21 protein-coding genes are annotated in these 18607 nt (G+C 41.8%); 18 read left to right on the top strand and 3 right to left on the bottom strand.

From position 1 onward, the window contains the following. Window positions 1–9: 9 nt before the first annotated feature. Window positions 10–1509, top strand: a complete 1500-nt coding sequence (locus NQ556_RS09780; RefSeq protein WP_022219958.1) for a glutamate synthase subunit beta — start codon at window positions 10–12, stop codon at window positions 1507–1509. 104 nt (window positions 1510–1613) lie between these two features. Here the strand turns inward: NQ556_RS09780 and NQ556_RS09775 are convergent, their stop codons facing one another. Continuing rightward, a complete protein-coding gene (locus NQ556_RS09775) occupies window positions 1614–1982 on the bottom strand; it encodes a VOC family protein (RefSeq protein ID WP_008375090.1) in 369 nt (122 codons plus the stop codon). 242 nt (window positions 1983–2224) lie between these two features. On the opposite strand from NQ556_RS09775, the gene NQ556_RS09770 reads away from it, so the two are divergent. Further along, window positions 2225–3412 carry a C40 family peptidase gene (locus NQ556_RS09770; protein WP_008375092.1) on the top strand — a complete coding sequence of 396 codons (1188 nt, stop codon included), beginning with the start codon at window positions 2225–2227 and terminating at the stop codon, window positions 3410–3412. Between the two features lie 144 nt (window positions 3413–3556). Here NQ556_RS09770 and NQ556_RS16860 read toward each other — a convergent pair whose 3' ends face one another. Next, a complete protein-coding gene (locus NQ556_RS16860; protein ID WP_008375094.1) occupies window positions 3557–3766 on the bottom strand; it encodes a zinc-ribbon domain-containing protein in 210 nt (69 codons plus the stop codon). Between the two features lie 140 nt (window positions 3767–3906). Here NQ556_RS16860 and NQ556_RS09765 point away from each other — a divergent pair, with 140 nt between their 5' ends. The 14 genes from NQ556_RS09765 (at window position 3907) to NQ556_RS09700 (ending at window position 15426) form a co-directional block, all read left to right on the top strand. After that, window positions 3907–4293 carry a site-specific integrase gene (locus NQ556_RS09765; protein WP_008375096.1) on the top strand — a complete coding sequence of 129 codons (387 nt, stop codon included), beginning with the start codon at window positions 3907–3909 and terminating at the stop codon, window positions 4291–4293. Window positions 4294–4448: 155 nt separating this feature from the next. Next, window positions 4449–5006 carry an RNA 2'-phosphotransferase gene (locus NQ556_RS09760; RefSeq protein ID WP_022220468.1) on the top strand — a complete coding sequence of 186 codons (558 nt, stop codon included), beginning with the start codon at window positions 4449–4451 and terminating at the stop codon, window positions 5004–5006. Between the two features lie 29 nt (window positions 5007–5035). After that, window positions 5036–5203 carry a hypothetical protein gene (locus tag NQ556_RS09755; protein ID WP_008375100.1) on the top strand — a complete coding sequence of 56 codons (168 nt, stop codon included), beginning with the start codon at window positions 5036–5038 and terminating at the stop codon, window positions 5201–5203. A 46-nt stretch (window positions 5204–5249) separates the two neighbouring features. Further along, window positions 5250–6104 carry a 4-hydroxy-3-methylbut-2-enyl diphosphate reductase gene (ispH, locus tag NQ556_RS09750; RefSeq protein ID WP_008375102.1) on the top strand — a complete coding sequence of 285 codons (855 nt, stop codon included), beginning with the start codon at window positions 5250–5252 and terminating at the stop codon, window positions 6102–6104. Beyond that, entirely contained in the window at window positions 6085–7164 is a 1080-nt protein-coding gene (rpsA, locus tag NQ556_RS09745) for a 30S ribosomal protein S1 (protein ID WP_008375104.1), read from the top strand. Before ispH ends, rpsA begins: the two co-directional genes overlap by 20 nt. A gap of 325 nt (window positions 7165–7489) precedes the next feature. Further along, entirely contained in the window at window positions 7490–8809 is a 1320-nt protein-coding gene (rsxC, locus tag NQ556_RS09740; protein ID WP_022220469.1) for an electron transport complex subunit RsxC, read from the top strand. Between the two features lie 25 nt (window positions 8810–8834). Then, window positions 8835–9806 carry an RnfABCDGE type electron transport complex subunit D gene (locus NQ556_RS09735; RefSeq protein WP_022220470.1) on the top strand — a complete coding sequence of 324 codons (972 nt, stop codon included), beginning with the start codon at window positions 8835–8837 and terminating at the stop codon, window positions 9804–9806. Continuing rightward, entirely contained in the window at window positions 9806–10408 is a 603-nt protein-coding gene (locus NQ556_RS09730) for an RnfABCDGE type electron transport complex subunit G (protein WP_022220471.1), read from the top strand. Before NQ556_RS09735 ends, NQ556_RS09730 begins: the two co-directional genes overlap by 1 nt. Then, window positions 10401–11102 carry an electron transport complex subunit RsxE gene (gene rsxE / locus NQ556_RS09725; protein WP_022220472.1) on the top strand — a complete coding sequence of 234 codons (702 nt, stop codon included), beginning with the start codon at window positions 10401–10403 and terminating at the stop codon, window positions 11100–11102. Before NQ556_RS09730 ends, rsxE begins: the two co-directional genes overlap by 8 nt. 14 nt (window positions 11103–11116) lie before the next feature. Continuing rightward, on the top strand, window positions 11117–11692 hold the full coding sequence (locus tag NQ556_RS09720; protein WP_008375114.1) for an electron transport complex protein RnfA: 576 nt from the start codon (window positions 11117–11119) through the stop codon (window positions 11690–11692). An 18-nt stretch (window positions 11693–11710) separates the two neighbouring features. Continuing rightward, window positions 11711–12502 carry an RnfABCDGE type electron transport complex subunit B gene (locus NQ556_RS09715; protein ID WP_008375116.1) on the top strand — a complete coding sequence of 264 codons (792 nt, stop codon included), beginning with the start codon at window positions 11711–11713 and terminating at the stop codon, window positions 12500–12502. A gap of 251 nt (window positions 12503–12753) precedes the next feature. Continuing rightward, window positions 12754–13758, top strand: coding sequence for a hypothetical protein (locus tag NQ556_RS09710; RefSeq protein ID WP_008375117.1), 1005 nt, complete (start codon window positions 12754–12756; stop codon window positions 13756–13758). A 49-nt stretch (window positions 13759–13807) separates the two neighbouring features. Continuing rightward, entirely contained in the window at window positions 13808–14239 is a 432-nt protein-coding gene (locus NQ556_RS09705; protein WP_022220473.1) for a DUF2752 domain-containing protein, read from the top strand. Window positions 14240–14871: 632 nt separating this feature from the next. Beyond that, on the top strand, window positions 14872–15426 hold the full coding sequence (locus tag NQ556_RS09700) for a VanZ family protein (protein WP_173699101.1): 555 nt from the start codon (window positions 14872–14874) through the stop codon (window positions 15424–15426). Between the two features lie 183 nt (window positions 15427–15609). Here the strand turns inward: NQ556_RS09700 and NQ556_RS09695 are convergent, their stop codons facing one another. After that, the gene (locus NQ556_RS09695) at window positions 15610–17010 is read right to left on the bottom strand and encodes an aldehyde dehydrogenase (protein WP_259812414.1); all 1401 of its coding nucleotides are present in this window, start codon (window positions 17008–17010) and stop codon (window positions 15610–15612) included. A gap of 214 nt (window positions 17011–17224) precedes the next feature. On the opposite strand from NQ556_RS09695, the gene NQ556_RS09690 reads away from it, so the two are divergent. Both NQ556_RS09690 and murI read left to right on the top strand, forming a co-directional pair. Continuing rightward, window positions 17225–17809, top strand: a complete 585-nt coding sequence (locus NQ556_RS09690) for a DUF3877 family protein (protein ID WP_022220475.1) — start codon at window positions 17225–17227, stop codon at window positions 17807–17809. Beyond that, on the top strand, window positions 17790–18572 hold the full coding sequence (gene murI, locus NQ556_RS09685; RefSeq protein WP_008375126.1) for a glutamate racemase: 783 nt from the start codon (window positions 17790–17792) through the stop codon (window positions 18570–18572). Before NQ556_RS09690 ends, murI begins: the two co-directional genes overlap by 20 nt. Window positions 18573–18607: the final 35 nt, after the last annotated feature.

Genomic DNA, 18607 nt, shown 5'->3' with positions numbered 1-18607 from the left:
GCCAAAAACGTGGGAAAAGCAACAGGATTTATGGATTATGACAGACGCGATGCAGAGTGCGAATCTCCAAAAGAGAGAATTAAGCATTTCCGGGAATTCCACACGCCTCTGTCAAAAGAAGAGCAGGAAATACAGGGCGCCAGATGTATGGCATGCGGCGTCCCGTTCTGCCAGGCGGGACAGATGATCGCAGGGATGGCAAGCGGCTGTCCTCTGCATAATCTGGTGCCGGAGTGGAATGACCTGATTTATCACGGCAACTGGGAAGAGGCATATTACCGGCTGAAAAAGACAAACAATTTTCCGGAATTTACTTCCAGGGTATGCCCGGGACTTTGTGAGGCGGCATGTACCTGCAACCTGCACGGAAGCCCGGTGACGACTAAAGCAAATGAATATGGGATTATTGAAAATGCTTACGAAAAGGGATATGCAAAAGCATGTCCGCCGAAAGCGCGTACCGGCAAAAAGATAGCGATAATCGGTTCCGGACCTTCCGGTCTCGCAGTCGCAGATCAGTTAAATAAACGAGGACATCTGGTAACAGTATTTGAGCGGGAAGATAAGCCGGGTGGACTTCTCCGCTATGGAATCCCGAATATGAAGCTGGAAAAACAGTTCATCGACCGGAAACTTGCAGTAATGGAAGAAGAAGGCATCCGTTTTGAAACTGGATGCAATATTGGAAAAGATAAGAAATCTGCAGAACTTCTGAAAGCGTTTGACCGGGTGGTGCTTTGTTGCGGTGCATCCCATCCGCGTGATATAAAAGTACCCGGAAGAGATGCAAAAGGAATCTACTTTGCAGTAGATTTTCTGAAATCAACTACGAAATGTCTCTGGAAAAATGAGATGCAGCTGAAAGAAGGCGAATATATTTCTGCAAAGGGCAAAAATGTAATTGTCATCGGTGGTGGCGATACGGGAAATGACTGTGTTGGAACGTCGATCCGTCATGGTGCAAAATCCGTTCTTCAGCTGGAAATGATGCCGAAACTTCCGGATGAGAGAAGCGCTATGAATCCATGGCCGGAGTGGCCGAGAGTCTGCAAGACAGACTATGGTCAGCAGGAAGCAATTGCTCTCTGGGGACATGATCCGAGGGTTTATCAGACAACGGTAAAGGAATTTGTCAAAGATAAGAATGGAAATCTTTGCAAGGTGGTTCTTGTGAAACTGGAAAGCAAGAAGGATGAAAAGACCGAACGTATGATGATGGCAGAGGTCGCAGGAAGTGAGTACACGGTAAATGCAGAACTGGTGCTGATCGCAGCGGGGTTCCTCGGAAGTGAGGATTATGTGACAAAGGCATTCGGTGTGGAAGTCAATGAGCGCACGAATGTTAAAACAGCTCCGGGTGAGTATAAAACGAATGTGCCGAATATATTTACGGCAGGAGATATGCACAGAGGACAGTCACTGGTTGTGTGGGCAATCCGGGAAGGAAGAGAAGCGGCACAGCAGATAGATCTGGATCTGATGGGGTATACGAATCTGTCAGTACAGTAATTAGTGGCGTTTGATTTTATGAAGGCGTAGCCCGCCGCAAGGTGTAGGAAGTGGTTCCTGCACCTTGCGGCGGGCTACGCCTTTAATGAAAATGTGCAATAGATTTATTTTTCAGGTACAATTTCTAACCAGTAACCGTCTGGGTCTTCGATGAAGTAGATGCCCATGGACTCATTTTCGAAACAGACGCAGTTCATTTCTTTATGGTGTGCGAGGGCGGCATCCATGTCGTCTACGGTGAAGGCGAGGTGGATTTCGTTGTCGCCGAGGTCGTATGGGCGGTCCATGTCGCGAAGCCAGGTGAGCTCGAGCTGATGAACGGAGCTTCCATCACTGAGGTAGACGAGCTTAAAACTTCCGTCAGCAGCATCTTTTTCGCGGACTACGGTGAGTCCGAGTGCATCTTTGTAGAATTGAATTGATTTTTCAAGGTCACGTACATTTAAGTTGTTATGGTTGAATTTGAAATTCATAGTGGAATCCTTCTTTCTTATTTAGTATTCTAGATTTATTGATTATGAAGTCAGTTTAGCATAAATAATAAGGATTACGCAAGGAATGGTTATTAGGAGTGATAACGAAAATATCAGTATATTATGATACCCTAGTAGAATATTACAAAAATGTTAAATTGTATTGCAAAAAATAGAAAAATGGTATATAATCGACCACAGGGTTAGGAAAATAATTAGTAAAAAATATAGGATGGGTGATTATGAGAAAATTTAAACAAGCATTTTTGGCATCTGTTCTTGCAAGTTCAATGGTAGTTACGCCAGTATTTGCAGATGATGTCAGCAATCTGCAGAATAGTAAAAATGCAGCACAGAGTGAAGTGAATTCTCTTCAGTCAGAATTGCAGACACTAATTGAAAAAATGAGTAAGCTGGAAGATGATCTGGTGTCAACAGGTCAGCAGATCACACAGGCACAGGATGATCTTACTGTTGCTAAAGAAAAAGAACATCAGCAGTACGAAGATATGAAGAAGCGTATCAAGTATATGTATGAAGAAGGCAACTCGACTGCGATTGAGACTCTGATCAGTGCTGAGAATTTCTCAGACTTGCTTAACAAAGCAGAGTATGTTCAGAACGTACATAGTTATGATAGAAAGCAGCTTCAGGAATATATTGATACCAAGCAGCAGATTGCAGATCTGAAAGCACAGCTTGAAGAAGATCAGGCGAATCTGGAGTCTATGCAGTCTGATTATGAGGCAGAGCAGACGACGCTGAGTAATACGCTGGAATCTAAGAAAGAAGAAGTCGCAGATCTGGATCAACAGCTTCAGGCAGCTGTAGCAGCAGCTGAAGCAAAGAGGCAGGCAGAAGAAGCTGCAAAGGCAGCAAAAGCAGCTGAGTCAACAAAGTCAAATTCGACCGTTGCATCGACAAGCAACAGTGGTTCACAGACTGTAGGTAATACAACAAATAACAATGGTAATAACAACACAACCGTTACACCGAGTGCACCAAGTACGCCAAGTACACCAAGTACGCCAAGTACCCCGACAGTGACTCCGGATACAAGTAATAATAACAGCAGTAGTGATAACGGTGGAAGTACATATGGCAACGGAAGCGCTATTTTAAGTGCAGCAGCAGCATACCTTGGAGTTCCTTATGTATGGGGCGGTACTTCGGGAAGTGGTGTTGATTGTTCAGGTCTTGTATACCTGGCACATCAGGCATGTGGTATTCCAATTACACGTAACTCATACAGTCAGGGAAGTGGCGGACAGGCAGTGTCAGACCCGCAGCCGGGTGATGTTGTATGTTACGGAGGACATGTGGGAATCTACGCAGGAGGCGGACAGATGATTCATGCACCGCAGCCGGGTGAGGTCGTATGTTATACAAGTGTTGATTATGCATACCACTGGTATAGAAGATACTGGTAAGAATAAGATCTAAATAGAAAGTAAAAGATGCAAGTAAAAAAATTTTTTTACTGAAAAAGCTCAAAAACGTACAAAATAAAGGAATTTTCATTTGGTAATCAACCATTTGAAAATTCCTTTTTTGATGAAACTATTTTGTTAATTTTAGAAAAATTTCTTTTTTCTACGGCGTCCTTTACAATAAGGGCAGGATTCACGATGTCTCTTCTGATAGAAAACTTTATCAGCTGGACTTAACGGATATTTGTGTTCAGAACTTCTTTTACAATTCCACCAAACCTTTTGTGAATATGTATCTAATATTTCATCGGGATTTACAAGGCAATAGTTTGCAATAAAATCCCAATCTTCCATTAAATCAGGATGAAGCGCGGCAAAGGATGTTTTTCCAGGAAGTGCTTTACGACCGGAACAATAAGGACAATCTGCTTTACCATTTATAACATCGATGATTCGAGCAGGATAATTACCGTGACAAGTAGGACAACAATTTATTGGCATCACTAGAGCTGAAAGATAAGATGAATTGGGACTATTTTATTTTGTTGATTGCAAAAACAGGAATGAGATTTTCTGAACTAATTAAGCATTTGCCAGAGGATAAGCCAATTTTTGTTGATGGGGCAGTATACAACTCAACAGTAAACAATATACTTGCAAGACACTGTAAAGAATGCAATATACCAGTAATATCAATTCGTGGATTGCGGCATACGCATGCGTCTTTGCTGCTGTTTACAGGTGTATCCATTGCTAGTGTAGCAAGAAGATTGGGACATTCGAGTATGACAACAACACAGAAAACATATTTACATATTATTCAGGAATTGGAAAATAAAGATATTGATTTAGTTATGCGTTCATTATCAAGTTTAAGTTAACGAATTACACGGCTTACGTTGATTAAGAGTGATAAGAAAATGATCTGATTTATTTATACAAAAATTGGTATAGATAAGTTGGGTCATTTATTGTGCAGTATATTTGATTATGGTAATATAAAGATATGAATTTTCCAAAAGAAAAGAGAATGAAAATGAGTTTAACAAGCACAAGCAAATTTGTAAGTTTAATTTTACGTCACAAACCAGAAACAATTGGAATCCAGTTGGATGAACATGGCTGGGCAAATGTAGACGAGCTGATTGCCGGAATTTCAAAAACCTGTGAATTTAACAGAGAAATACTGGAAGAAATTGTACGGACAGATAACAAACAAAGATTTACTTTTAATGAAGATAAAACAAAGATTCGGGCAAATCAGGGACATTCGATTCCTGTTGATGTAGAATTACCAGCAGCAATACCGCCTGAAACGCTCTGGCATGGAACTGGAGAAAAATATGTTGCATCCATTGATCAACAAGGATTGATTCCAAAGGGTAGGTTATATGTGCATTTATCATCAGACGCAGCTACAGCTACGAAAGTCGGATCACGTCACGGAAAACCAGTGCTTTATATCGTAAAAACAAAAGATATGTATGACGATGGATATTCATTTTTCTTATCAAAAAATGGAGCATGGTTAACAAAAGAAGTCCCCGTAAAATATTTAATCAAAGAACAGACAGAAAGATTGCTGAACAGATAGGAACATTCCGGAAAGGTGAGTACTGCCGGGTGTGCGAGCTCCTTGAAAAAACGATTTATGGAGAGGAAGAACTGGAAGAATATGAGAAACGTACACTGAACCGGTTCATGAAAAAACTTACTGTTCCGGGCGAAAAATGTAATCTGAAGATGCGGATGAATCTGCGCTATGCATGTTTCAAATTTCTAGGTATGTAAAAAGAATCACTTATCAGAAAAATAAAACAACAGGAGGAAACTAAAAATGGAAGTAATACGCGCAAAAAGTGCCGGATTCTGCTTTGGTGTAAAACGCGCTGTCGATACAGTATATGAGCAGGTTGAAAAACAGATGGGAAAACAGATCTATACTTATGGTCCGATCATCCATAATGAAGAGGTTGTAAAGGACATGGAAGCACATGGCGTAAAAGTCCTGCACAGTGAGGAAGAACTGAAAGGTCTGGAAGAAGGACTGGTGATTATCCGCTCTCATGGTGTTCCAAAGAGAATCTGTGACCTAATGGATGAAAAAGGCATCGAATATGTAGATGCAACCTGTCCGTTTGTGAAAAGAATCCATAAGATTGTTGCCGAAGAAAGTAAAAAAGGCAGCCGGATCATTATCATTGGTAATCCGGATCACCCTGAGGTTGAAGGAATCCGGGGCTGGGCAGGAGAAAATGTAACCGTTATAAAAAATGCAGAAGAAGCAGAAAAATTTGAAAATACTACATCCGAAAGAATTTGTATTGTGTCGCAGACGACATTTAATTACAATAAATTCAAAGATTTAGTTGAAATTATTTCAGAAAAGGGTTATGATATAAGTGTTTTAAATACGATTTGTAATGCAACCAGAGAGCGTCAGACAGAAGCAAGGAGCATTGCAAAAGAGGTGGATGCTATGATTGTAATCGGAGACAAACATAGTTCCAATACCCAGAAACTGTATGAAATATGCAGCAGGGAATGTCACAATACGTACTATATACAGACACTTGACGATTTTGATATGAATCAATTAAGGTCCGTGGAAACAGTAGGTATTACAGCAGGGGCATCCACGCCCAACAATATAATTGAGGAGGTTCAAAATAATGTCAGAATTAACTTTTGAACAAATGTTAGACGAGTCATTTAAAACAATTCATAATGGAGAGGTCGTAGATGGTACTGTAATTGATGTTAAGCCAGATGAAATCATCTTAAATATAGGATACAAAGCAGACGGTATCATCACCAGAAGTGAATATACCAATGATAACAGTGTAGATCTTACAACTGTTGTTTCTGTTGGTGATCCGATGACTGTTAAAGTGCTGAAAGTCAATGATGGAGAAGGACAGGTTCTTCTTACATACAAGAGACTTGTTGCAGAAAAAGGTAACGAAAGATTAAAAGAAGCATTCGAGAACAAAGAAGTCCTGAAAGCACCGGTTACTCAGATTCTTGGCGGTGGATTAAGCGTTGTTGTAGATGAAGCAAGAGTATTCATCCCGGCGAGTCTTGTATCAGATACTTACGAAAAAGACCTTTCTAAGTACAAAGATCAGGAAATCGAATTTGTTATCAGCGAATTCAATCCAAGAAGAAACCGTATCATCGGTGACAGAAGACAGCTTCTTGTTGCCGAAAGAGCAGAAAAGCAGAAAGAACTCTTCGCTAAACTTAAAGTCGGTGATGTGATCGAAGGAACAGTTAAGAACGTAACAGATTTCGGCGCATTTATCGATCTCGGCGGAGTAGACGGACTTCTTCATATCTCTGAGATGTCATGGGGAAGAGTTGACAATCCGAAGAAAGTATTCACAGTTGGTGAAACTCTTAAAGTTCTTGTTAAAGATATCCATGATACAAAAGTTGCACTCAGCTTAAAATTCCCGGAGACAAATCCATGGGCTAACGCAGCTGAGAAGTACGCTGTAGGTACAGTTGTAACAGGAAAAGTTGCAAGAATGACAGACTTTGGTGCATTCGTAGAACTTGCTCCTGGAGTAGATGCACTCCTTCATGTATCACAGATCTCAAGAGCACATGTTGAAAAACCTTCAGACGTACTTTCTGTAGGTCAGGAGATTACAGCTAAGATCGTAGATCTTAACGAAGCTGACAAGAAGATCAGCCTTAGCATGAAAGCACTTGAAAATGCAGAAGCTCAGGAAGAAACTGAAGAATAATTAAATAAGATATACAAGGATAGAGACTGATTGAAGTCTCTATCTTTTGTTTGAAAAAACTGGTAGACATAACTAACTACAGCTGAAAAAAGTTTTCGGATCCATAAGTGATCTCGATAAGTAAGATGAAAAATTTTACCGAATAGTCAGAAGATTCACAAAGAGAGGTCGTAGTAGCCTCTCTTTTTTGTGTAAGGAGACTATTGTGTTAAAAAAACAACAAGATGTACTGGAAAATATACAATAAAATGACGAAAGTTACTGGAATTGTAGGATTTATTTTAGTATATTTATAAGAGAGAAAACAGGAAGGAAGGATATCAAAATGGGACTTTTGACATTTAAAGGCGGAGTTCATCCGAACGACGGAAAAAGTCTTGCGAAAGACAAGGCAATCGTAGAACTTCTGCCACAGGGTGATCTTGTATACCCGTTATCCCAGCATATCGGAGCACCGGCTAAGCCAGTAGTAGCAAAAGGTGACCATGTGCTTAAAGGGCAGAAAATTGCCGAAGCGGGGGGCTTCGTGTCTGCACCGATCTATGCATCCGTATCAGGTACTGTAAAAGCGATTGAACCACGTGTGAATCCGACAGGTTCTAAAGTGAACAGTATCATCATTGCAAATGACGGTCAGTACGAAGAAGTAGAATATCCACAGCCAAAACCTCTTTCTGAACTGACAAAAGAAGAGATTCTGAATATCATTGGAGAGGCTGGCGTAGTAGGTATGGGTGGAGCAGGTTTCCCTACCAGAGTGAAGCTTTCACCAAAAGAGCCAGACAAGATTGATTATATCATTGCAAACTGTGCGGAATGTGAGCCGTATATTACTGCCGATTACAGAAGAATGCTGGAGAATCCGGAACTTCTGGTAGAAGGTATGCGTGTGATCCTGAAGCTTTTTGACAATGCGAAAGGTTTATTTGCAATCGAAGATAACAAACCGGACTGTATCGCAAAATTAAAAGAGCTAACCAAGGACGAGCCTCGTATGGAAGTCAGAGAGATGATGACAAAGTACCCACAGGGCGCAGAACGTCAGCTGATTTTTGCAAATACAGGACGTGCGATCAATTCTACCATGCTTCCGGCAGATGCTGGATGTGTAGTAGACAACGTAGAGACCATCATCAGCATTTACAATGCAGTAGTAAAAGGCATTCCTTCTATGGAACGTGTCGTTACTGTAACAGGGGATGGAGTTGTAAATCCTGGTAACTACAAAGTACTCTTCGGAACCAACCAGAACGAACTGATCGAAGCCGCCGGCGGACTCAAAGAAGGCTGTGAAAAAGTTATTTCAGGTGGACCGATGATGGGATTTGCGATGTATACGACAGATACACCGATCACCAAGACATCTTCATCTATTCTTTGCATGTCAAAAGATGAAGTATCAGCCTGTGAACCGACAGCATGTATCAACTGTGGACGGTGCGTTGACGCCTGTCCAAGCCGCATTATTCCGTCAAGACTGGCTGATTTTGCAGAACGCCATGACGAAGAAGCGTTCCTCAAATTCAATGGGCTTGAATGTGTAGAATGTGGATCCTGCAGTTATGTATGTCCGGCTAAGAGACAACTGAAGCAGGCAATCGGATCGATGAGAAAAACCGCACTTGCCAACAAAAAGAAAAAATAGAATAGAGAGGAAGAGGTGAACAAAAGTGAGTGAACAGTTAAAAGTATCATCTTCACCACATATCCGTTCTAAAGAGACAACCGGCAATATCATGCTGTGGGTTATCATCGCTCTGTTACCGGCAACTTTCTTTGGAATTTACAACTTCCGTGACACACATGCATGGCTGCTTGTTATTGTGACAACAGCAGCAGCAGTTCTTACGGAGTACATTTACGAAAAACTGATGCATAAAAAGATTACGATCAAGGATTTCAGTGCCGCAGTTACAGGACTTCTGCTTGCACTCAACCTTCCGCCGACAGCCCCAATCTGGATGGGAATCATCGGAAGTGTATTCGCGATCCTGGTTGTAAAGCAGCTCTTTGGCGGATTGGGACAGAACTTCATGAACCCTGCACTTGGAGCAAGATGTTTCCTTCTTATTTCCTTCACAGGAAGAATGACAAGCTTCGTATATGACGGCGTATCCGGTGCAACACCACTGGCAACGATCCGTGCTAATATCGAAGCAGGAAATGCAGCACTTGACGGTGTGAACAGCATGGACATGCTGATCGGAAATATTGCCGGAACCATCGGTGAGACATCCGTTATCGCAATCGTGATCGGAGCAATCATCCTGATCCTCAAAGGAATCATTGATCTTCGTATCCCGGGTACATATATTGTGACATTTGCACTTTTCATCGGAATCTTCGGTGGATTTGTAGATGGAATTGGATTCTTCAACGTTCAGTACATGACAGCAGAACTCTGTGGTGGTGGTCTGATGCTTGGAGCATGGTTTATGGCAACCGATTATGTAACTTCCCCGATCACCAAAAAAGGGCAGATCGTATATGGTATCCTTCTTGGATGTCTGACTGGTCTGTTCCGTCTGTTCGGTGGTTCAGCAGAAGGTGTATCTTATGCGATCATCTTCAGTAACCTTCTTGTACCGCTGATCGAGAGAGTTACTCTTCCAAAGCCTTTCGGTAAAGGAGGAGAAAAATAATGAATAAGATTATCAAAAATACACTGATCCTTGCAGCAATCACCGTTGTATCTGGTCTGGTACTTGGAGCTGCTTACGAAGTGACAAAAGGTCCAATCGCACAGACACAGGCAAAGCAGAAACAGGAAGCCTGTCAGGCCGTTTATCCGGAAGCAGATTCCTTTGAGGCAATGGACGTAGATCAGAAAGCAGCCAAAGAAGCAATCAAAAAGATGGGAACGAATGCAACAGTAGATGAAGTCTATTCTGCTGTTATGGATGGAAGCGAAGCTGGTTATGTTATAACAGTAACAGACAAAGATGGTTACGGCGGAGATATCCAGATCACAGTCGGTATCATGAGTGACGGTACGGTAAATGGCATTTCTTTCCTTTCCATCAGCGAGACAGCAGGTCTTGGTATGCGTGCGAAAGAACCAAGCTTTTACAATCAGTTTGCAGGACAGCAGGCTGAAAAATTCTATGTATCCAAAGATGGCGGAGACGGACAGCCGATCGATGCTTTGAGTGGTGCAACCATCACTTCCCGTGCAGTCACAGGAGCTGTCAACACAGCACTTGGATATTACCAGACAGCGTTAGGAGGTAGTGGAAATGAATAAATGTACAGAAAGACTTTATAACGGTCTTGTAAAAGAAAACCCGACCTTTGTTATGATGCTTGGTATGTGTCCGACACTGGCGGTTACAACATCCGCAATCAACGGTATTGGTATGGGACTTTCTACCACAGTGGTATTGATTTTCTCAAACCTTTTGATTTCCATGCTGCGTAAGATCATTCCGGATTCGGTTCGTATGCCGGCATTTATCGTAGTTGTAGCAACACTTGTTACCGTGGTACAGTTCCTTCTGGAAGGTTTTGTACCTAGTCTTTATGCATCACTTGGTGTATATATTCCTCTGATCGTAGTTAACTGTATCATCCTTGGACGTGCAGAAGCATATGCATCAAAGAACCCGGTCCTTCCATCTGTATTTGATGGTATTGGTATGGGACTTGGATTCACACTTGGTCTTACCTGCATCGGTATCGTCAGAGAGCTGATTGGTTCCGGAAAATTATTCGGATTTCAGGTTATGCCTGATATCTACGAACCTGTTACTATTTTCATCCTTGCTCCTGGTGCATTCCTTGTCCTTGCATTCCTTGTTGCGGCACGTAACAAGATCATGAAGAAACTGGAAGCAAAAGGAAAGAAAGTTGTCAAAGCGCAGGGATGCTGTGAAGGCGGATGCGCTTCATGCGGCGGATGCGACGGACACGTGTTCCCGACAGGTCAGGAAAAGGAATAGGAGGGAGATAAGAGATGAAAGAATTACTTATTATAGCAGTTGGTTCGGCGCTTGTTAACAACGTCGTACTCAGCCAGTTCCTCGGTATCTGTCCTTTCCTTGGTGTTTCTAAGAAAATTGAGACAGCAGCCGGCATGGGCGGCGCAGTTGTTTTCGTTATTACAATCGCATCTTTCATTACCGGTGCGATCTACCAGTTCATCTTACATCCGACAGGATTTGAGTATCTGCAGACCATCGTATTTATCCTGGTTATCGCAGCACTCGTTCAGTTTGTAGAAATGTTCCTCAAGAAGGTTATGCCTCCGCTTTATAATGCACTTGGTGTATATCTCCCGTTGATCACAACAAACTGTGCAGTACTTGGTGTATCACTGAACTGTGTAACAAAAGGATATAACATTCTTGAAGGTGTTGTATACGGATTCTCCACAGCAGTCGGATTCACGATCGCGATCGTGATCATGGCTGGTATCCGTGAGAAGATCGAATACAACGATATCAGTGAGTCTTTCCAGGGAACTCCGATCGTACTGCTTACAGCAGCACTGATGTCCATCGCGTTCTTTGGATTCTCAGGAATCATTTAACAGAAGGAGGACCGTGTTATGAGTATAACAGGAGTATTGATTGCTGCACTTATCGTAGGCGGTACCGGCGTATTCATCGGTGTCTTCCTTGGAATTGCAGGCAAGAAATTTGCAGTTGAAGTAGATGAAAAAGAAGAAGCGATTCTCGCAGAACTTCCGGGTAACAACTGTGGTGGATGTGGATATGCCGGATGTTCCGGTCTTGCAGCAGCTATCGCAAAAGGAGAAGCTCCGGTAGGACAGTGCCCGGTCGGCGGTGCTCCGGTAGCAGCCAAGATCGCAGCGATCATGGGCGAAGAAGCCGGTGAAAGCGTACACGAAGTTGCATTTGTAAAATGTGCAGGAACCTGCGAAAAAGCAAAACAGGCATATGATTATACAGGAATTACAGATTGCCAGATGGCAGCCATGATGCAGAATGGCGGACCAAAAGGATGTTCTTTCGGATGCCTTGGTTTCGGAAGCTGCGTAAAGGCATGTCCGTTCGATGCAATCCATATCGTAGATGGAATTGCAGTAGTCGACAAAGAAGCATGTAAAGCCTGTGGTAAATGTATCGCCACCTGTCCAAAACATCTGATCGAGCTTGTACCTTATGAACAGAAGCATCTCGTACAGTGCAGCTCAAAAGATAAAGGAAAAGACGTTATGAGCGTATGTTCCGTAGGATGTATCGGATGTAAGATGTGTGAAAAAGTATGTGAATCTGATGCAGTACATGTAGTAGATAACATCGCACACATTGATCCGGAAAAATGTACAAACTGTGGAAAATGTGCGGAGAAATGTCCGAAGAAGATCATTAAGTAAATAAATAATGAAAAAAGGATCCGGATGCTGTTTCGGAGGCTAAGAACAAGTTTTTCTTAGGCTTCTGCAAATGCATCCGGATCCTTTTTTTTATTGAGTTCATTCGACTGCGGAAGGATGAAAGGATGGAAAGAGAAAGTTAGGAAAATTTAATTTTTAGAATATCGTGGGGTATGTTATAATAGAAAAAATGGAGAAGGAAAAGAAAATTTATTGGTTGACGGTTAGGTGGAAAATCATCCAAAATAGAAATGAAAATAGAGACAAAATACGACATTGCATCATCTGTAAATATTGGCGCAGAGTATGACAAGGGCGTGAAGAAACTCTTTAAGAGCAAAGAGATCATTGTGCCGATTATGGAGATGGTGATTCCGGAATTTGAAGGGTGTTCTCAGGAAGAGATCTTGAATTGTCTGGATCTGGCATCGATTACATCAGATGAGGTTGTCAGTGATGCTCCAGTTTCGGAGACGGATGAATATCGGATACGGGGCGAAGATACAGAACTTTCTGGAGGTTCGGATAAGCTGATTCGGTTTGATTCAAAGTTTAGGATTCGCAATCCGAAGCTTTCAGAGGAAAATATTTTGGTGAATCTTCATATTGATCTTGAAGGACAGAAAAGTTATACGCCGAAGAATCCAACCTATCCCATTATAAAAAGAGGACTTTATTATGTCGCAAGGGATTTGAGCAGTCAGCTTGGAGTGACAACTGGAAAGACAAATTATGCAGATCTGGAGAAGTGTTATTCAATCTGGATCTGTCTGGAGGATGTACCGGTAAAATTAAGGAATACAATGACAGAATACCGAATAAGGAAAGAAGATATTCTGGGAGAGACGGACGAACCGGAAGAAGATTATGACCTGATGAGTGTAATTGTTATCCGGATGGGAGAAAAATCAGAAGAGAGAGGGATATTTGATTATCTTAATCAGGTATTTGTGGGAAATATAGAAGAAATAGAGACATATTCACATATTGAATGGGAAGAGGAATTTAAGGAGGATGTGGCTATGACGATGACGGGATTTAGTGATGTGTTGGTTAGACGAGGAAGAGAAGAAGGAAGAAAAGAGGGAAGAGAAGAAGGTAGAATAGAAGGGCGAGAGATAGGACAGGAGGAGACAACTGTTAAATTTATCTGGAGTTTACATGAAATGGATTTTACAGATGATATGATTTCGGAAGCAGTAAAAAGACCGATTGATTATGTGCAGGATATTTTGAAAAAAGATGCACCTCAATAAGAAAGTTGGGAACACTTTTGTGAAAAATAGATTAATAGCAGGAATAAAGATGCTTTTACAGGACTTATGGAATATCCGCATTGCGATTCTTCTATTTGCAATTTATTTTGTTATAGGAAGAAAGTTTTTATACAGTCTGTGTCCAATGGTGATCATGACGGGATTTCCTTGTCCGGGATGCGGGCTTACAAGAGCGATGTTTATGGTGCTGCGAGGGGACTTTGCCGGGGCATGGAAAATGCATCCGTTTATTTATGGTGTGATTATTCTGGTGGGATGGTTTGGCGTGCGGAGATACATACAGAGAAAAGAAACGAAGAGTCTTGGAAAATGGGTGATTCTTCTGTGTGTAGGACTGATTCTATATTATGTGTACCGAATGGTAAGGTATTTTCCGGGAGATGCTCCGATGAGTTATTACTATGGAAGCGTGGGATACCGGGTGTGGGAGATAATTAGAAGTGGAAGAAATTATTTATAGTAGAGTATATAAAAGTGCCGCGAAGTCATCAAAACGATGATGGAGCGGCACTTTTTTGGATTAATCATAAAAACAAATGTCGCTTATCTTCCACATAAGTGACTTTCTTTTTTACCCAGTATTTTTCTACAACATAAATAATGTTATCATTTTTAACATATTTCGTTAAGTTAGGCATAACGGATTTAGGTGCTTTAACTGTAAAACTTTATCAAAATATCGCAACTTTTTTTACTATTTTGACACCCTAATCATATACGGAATGTTCTACCGGTTCGGTCTGATCGATGTACCGGACGAGGTTAAGGAGAATATGAGGAAAAATGATCGAAGCAATAAAAAACAGAAGAAGCATCAGAAAATATAAGAACAAAGCTGTGGACAAGGATGAGTCATTCATTCCGAGACGAAGAGGTGGAATTTAGAAATTTATTTTAGGATATAATTATTACTAAAAGATAATATTGAAAACAATCTTGGATAAGTGGTAAAATCGTTTGGAGGCACAAAATGAAAAAGTATGCGATACCATTGTTGTAATTGAAGTGAGCCTGTTGAAAGAAGAAAGAATAAAAATATCTAAAATAATTGATTTGATATGATACTAAAAAGGAAGGTGATTAAAAATCAAGTTGTACAAAAAAATAATAATTCAAGATTTTAATCAACCAGTAATGTGGCTGATTCCGGCAATCATTTTTAGTGCTTGTCTTGTACTTTTTATTAGTTGGGTGTATGAGAAAGGTTCTCAAAAGCAGGAAAAGGATAATGGAATTAATAAAAAATATAGAATTGCGTGGTTATTATTTATTGCCTATATTATTGTTACCTTTCAGACTGTCTTTTTTTCAAGAGAAGCGGGGAGCAGGAAAGAAATTAGTTTAGTGTTATTTGAAACATGGGGACATTCTTTCCATATGCATGCTATGTTTATTGAGAATATTATTATGTTTATTCCTTTTGGTGTATTGTTACCAATAGTTTTTAAACAAGTCAGAAGCGGTTGGAAATGTGTGCTGATTGGTTTTTTATGTTCCTGTGGTATAGAGATCACACAGCATATTACGCAGAGAGGATATTTACAATTGGATGATGTGGTAACAAATACAGTTGGGATGTTTATCGGATGGGCGATATGGAAGATCGTATGCAAGTGCCTCAGAACATGTCTGAGTGAAAAGTGCTGATATTATCCAGAAATAATTTCCTGGAATTTCAATATTCGATTTGCGGGGAGTACAGAGCATTCTGGATAATTGCGGCAGATATTTATGATGAGGAGCCCTTTTGATGTGATAGAACATCAGTGTCTGATTGAGAAGGGAAGTTCTTGATGTTATATCTGCTGGGAAGCTCTTCCCGCGCTAATCCTAGCGCAGGAAGACTCTCAGCATTTTTTCTTTCCAGAACCGGTACTTCTGATACCGGATCGGGAGATCCATCCAGGTTTTCTTATCGACTATGCTTCTCTGATGTGTGAAGCATTCAAATCCTTCTTTCCCATGATAGCATCCCATTCCGCTTTCTCCGACACCGCCGAACGGCATCTGGCTGGTGGCGAGGTGGATGATGGTATCGTTGATGCAGCCGCCGCCAAAATGACATCTGGCAAGGACTTTCTTTTTGGCAGCAGGATCTTCGGTGAAAAGATAGAGTGCAAGCGGGTGGGGATGGGATTCGACCTGCCGGATTGCATCATTCAGGTCAGAATAGGTAAGTACCGGAAGAATCGGTCCGAAAATTTCTTCGCCCATGACCGGATCGTCCCAGATGACATCTTTTAGGATGGTCGGGGCAATGCGCAGGGCAGACGGATCGGACTCACCTCCACAGACCAGCTTGTCGGCAGCAATCAGGTTCTGCAACCGGTGAAAATGTTTTTCGTTGATGATTTTCCCATAATCCGGATTTTGAAGAGGCTGTTTGCCAAACTGCCGGTGGATTTCTTTTTCTAGTGCCTGAAGCAGCTGGTTTCGAACAGAAGCATCGCAGAGGATATAATCCGGGGCAACGCAGGTCTGTCCGCAGTTGAGGTATTTTCCGAATACGATCCGTCTTGCGGTGAGAGAAATTTTCGCCGTGGAATCCACGATGCACGGGCTTTTCCCACCAAGCTCCAGAGTGACGGGAGTCAGGTATTCGGCAGCATGACGAAGGACTTCTTTTCCAACCGTTTTTCCTCCGGTGAAAAAGATTTTGTCAAAACGCTGGTTTAAGAGCGCCTGATTTTCTTCCCGGCCTCCGGTGATCATCGTTACATATTCCGGCGGATAGCATTTCTTGAGAAGCTGACTCAGAATCTGACTGGTGTGTGGAGCGTAAGCGCTTGGCTTCAGGATGACGGTATTTCCGGCGGCGAGCGCATCGATCAGCGGTTCTAAAGTGAGGAGTACCGGGTAATTCCAGGGACTCATGATCAGTACGGTTCCGTAGGGGGATGGCGATTGAAAGCTTTTGGCGGCGAAGTGTGCCAGCGGAGTAGGGACGGTTTTACAGCGCATCAGCTTTGGTAAATGCTTTTGCATCCAGGTAAGCTCGGAAAGCGTCAGACCGATTTCGCACATATAGCTTTCCATCCGGCTTTTTCCAAGATCCGCTTTTAGTGCTGTGTACAGATCTTGTTCATGGCGTTTGAGTGCAAGTTTTAGCTGTTCTAATTGTTTTAATCGAAAAGAAAGCGGAAGTGTTGCGCCGGTTGCAAAAAAATCACGCTGTGTGGAAATCCGCTGTCTGATTGTCTGTTCATCCATGTGTCTTAACCTCCCAGGTATCTGGATATTTAAGTTTCGATTCCTGTTTTCCAAATTGTGTTTATATTCTTGAAGAGTCTTTTATACTGAAAATAATGTATATTTCTTTTATGATAACGAAAATAAGGGAATTCTTCAACGGTGTGAGTGGCGAAAATGGAAAGAATGTGATAAAATATTTTTGTTTGCAGCAGCAGACTTACATAATTTTATCAAGACAGGAGTTTTAATATATATGGGATACGAGCGTTTGGAAAAGAGTTTAATCGATCTGGTAAAGGAAGAGCAGGCAAAGCTCGGATATCGGAAAGAGATGATCCGGCTTTATTATCCGCTCAGTTCACTGAATCATTTTATGGAGACGAATGCAGATTCGGAAGAAATGCAGGAGCTCCTTGCAGATTTTCCGAAAGCAGCAGAAGATATTTTCGGGGAAGTCGGGATTACACATGCAAAGGACCGTTTTTGCTTTGCTTTATCGGAAAAAGCATCGGAATATGTACATGAAAATATGAAACCGAATGAATTTATCAAAGAGCTGGTGGAACTTGTCGCAAAGCATGGCTGCACGATGGAAGATATCGAAGTATTGTTCCGTTCTCATTCAGACAAGATCGTGGCAGAACCTATGGACAATGGAGAATTTGACCGGATGATCCGGTTTGAAGAGGGAGAAGACAAGTATTATTATTGCTTTAAAGATGAAGGATGCCATATTATTTATCATCGTTTCCTGCCGGAAGATTATGCAGATTTTGGATTTAAACCAGATAAGAAAATAAGAAATCGAGGTAACACCAATGAAAATCGGAATATATGATTCAGGTATCGGCGGACTTTCTGTGCTTCACCGCGCACTGAAAAAGATGCCGGAAGCAGAATTTATATATTATGCGGATACAAAGCATGTTCCATACGGAGAAAAGACGAGGGAACAGATCAAAGGATATGTAGAAGAGGTTCTGAATTTCCTGATCGCGAAAGAGGTTGATGCAATCGTAATCGCCTGTAATACGGCAACCAGCGTGGCAACGAAAGAATTCAGAGGCGAATTTGCCGTACCGATCGTCGGTATGGAACCGGCAGTCAAGCGCGCGCTCAAGCTCTATCAGGATATGCAGAAACGGATCTTGGTAACAGCAACACCGGTTACGATAGCCGGAGAAAAATTACACAGCCTTCTGGAAAAAGTAGATACTGAACACGAAGTAGACCTTGCGCCACTTCCAAAACTGGTCCGCTTTGCCGAAGCCGGAAGATTCCAGGACCCGGAAGTAGATAAATACCTGAAAAACAGCCTTCAGAGCTATACACTCAACCAGTATGCTGCAGTCGTACTTGGCTGTACTCACTTCAACTATTTCAAACAATCCTTCCGCAAAATCTTCCCGGGAGAAATCCATTTCGTAGACGGCAACGAAGGCACCCTCCGTCAATTAAGAAGAGTCCTCCCCGAACAAACCACCCCGGGAGAACCCAGCAAAGTCACCTACTACTTCTCCGGAGAACCTGCTGATGATGAGGGTATGAAGAAAATCCAGGCATGTATGACGCAGTTAGATAAAGTATATGAGATCAAGTAAATACTGATATCGAATAAAATCCACCCCATTCCTAT

Origin of the sequence: Coprococcus comes ATCC 27758, assembly GCF_025149785.1 — a bacterium.
GTDB classification, from domain to species: Bacteria; Bacillota; Clostridia; order Lachnospirales; family Lachnospiraceae; genus Allocoprococcus; species Allocoprococcus comes.
Note: the sequence above shows the minus strand (reverse complement) of the source record. Positions and strands in the feature narration are given on the sequence as shown.

Bases quoted from the DNA above. Each gene is read 5' to 3' on its own strand.
- NQ556_RS09775 (WP_008375090.1), bottom strand. From the start codon at position 1,982: ATGAATTTCAAATTCAACCATAACAACTTAAATGTACGTGACCTTGAA.
- NQ556_RS09770 (WP_008375092.1), top strand. From the start codon at position 2,225: ATGAGAAAATTTAAACAAGCATTTTTGGCATCTGTTCTTGCAAGTTCA.
- NQ556_RS16860 (WP_008375094.1), bottom strand. From the start codon at position 3,766: ATGGAAGATTGGGATTTTATTGCAAACTATTGCCTTGTAAATCCCGAT.
- NQ556_RS09760 (WP_022220468.1), top strand. From the start codon at position 4,449: ATGAGTTTAACAAGCACAAGCAAATTTGTAAGTTTAATTTTACGTCAC.
- ispH (WP_008375102.1), top strand. From the start codon at position 5,250: ATGGAAGTAATACGCGCAAAAAGTGCCGGATTCTGCTTTGGTGTAAAA.
- rpsA (WP_008375104.1), top strand. From the start codon at position 6,085: ATGTCAGAATTAACTTTTGAACAAATGTTAGACGAGTCATTTAAAACA.
- rsxC (WP_022220469.1), top strand. From the start codon at position 7,490: ATGGGACTTTTGACATTTAAAGGCGGAGTTCATCCGAACGACGGAAAA.
- NQ556_RS09730 (WP_022220471.1), top strand. From the start codon at position 9,806: ATGAATAAGATTATCAAAAATACACTGATCCTTGCAGCAATCACCGTT.
- rsxE (WP_022220472.1), top strand. From the start codon at position 10,401: ATGAATAAATGTACAGAAAGACTTTATAACGGTCTTGTAAAAGAAAAC.
- NQ556_RS09720 (WP_008375114.1), top strand. From the start codon at position 11,117: ATGAAAGAATTACTTATTATAGCAGTTGGTTCGGCGCTTGTTAACAAC.
- NQ556_RS09715 (WP_008375116.1), top strand. From the start codon at position 11,711: ATGAGTATAACAGGAGTATTGATTGCTGCACTTATCGTAGGCGGTACC.
- NQ556_RS09710 (WP_008375117.1), top strand. From the start codon at position 12,754: ATGAAAATAGAGACAAAATACGACATTGCATCATCTGTAAATATTGGC.
- NQ556_RS09705 (WP_022220473.1), top strand. From the start codon at position 13,808: ATGCTTTTACAGGACTTATGGAATATCCGCATTGCGATTCTTCTATTT.
- NQ556_RS09690 (WP_022220475.1), top strand. From the start codon at position 17,225: ATGGGATACGAGCGTTTGGAAAAGAGTTTAATCGATCTGGTAAAGGAA.
- murI (WP_008375126.1), top strand. From the start codon at position 17,790: ATGAAAATCGGAATATATGATTCAGGTATCGGCGGACTTTCTGTGCTT.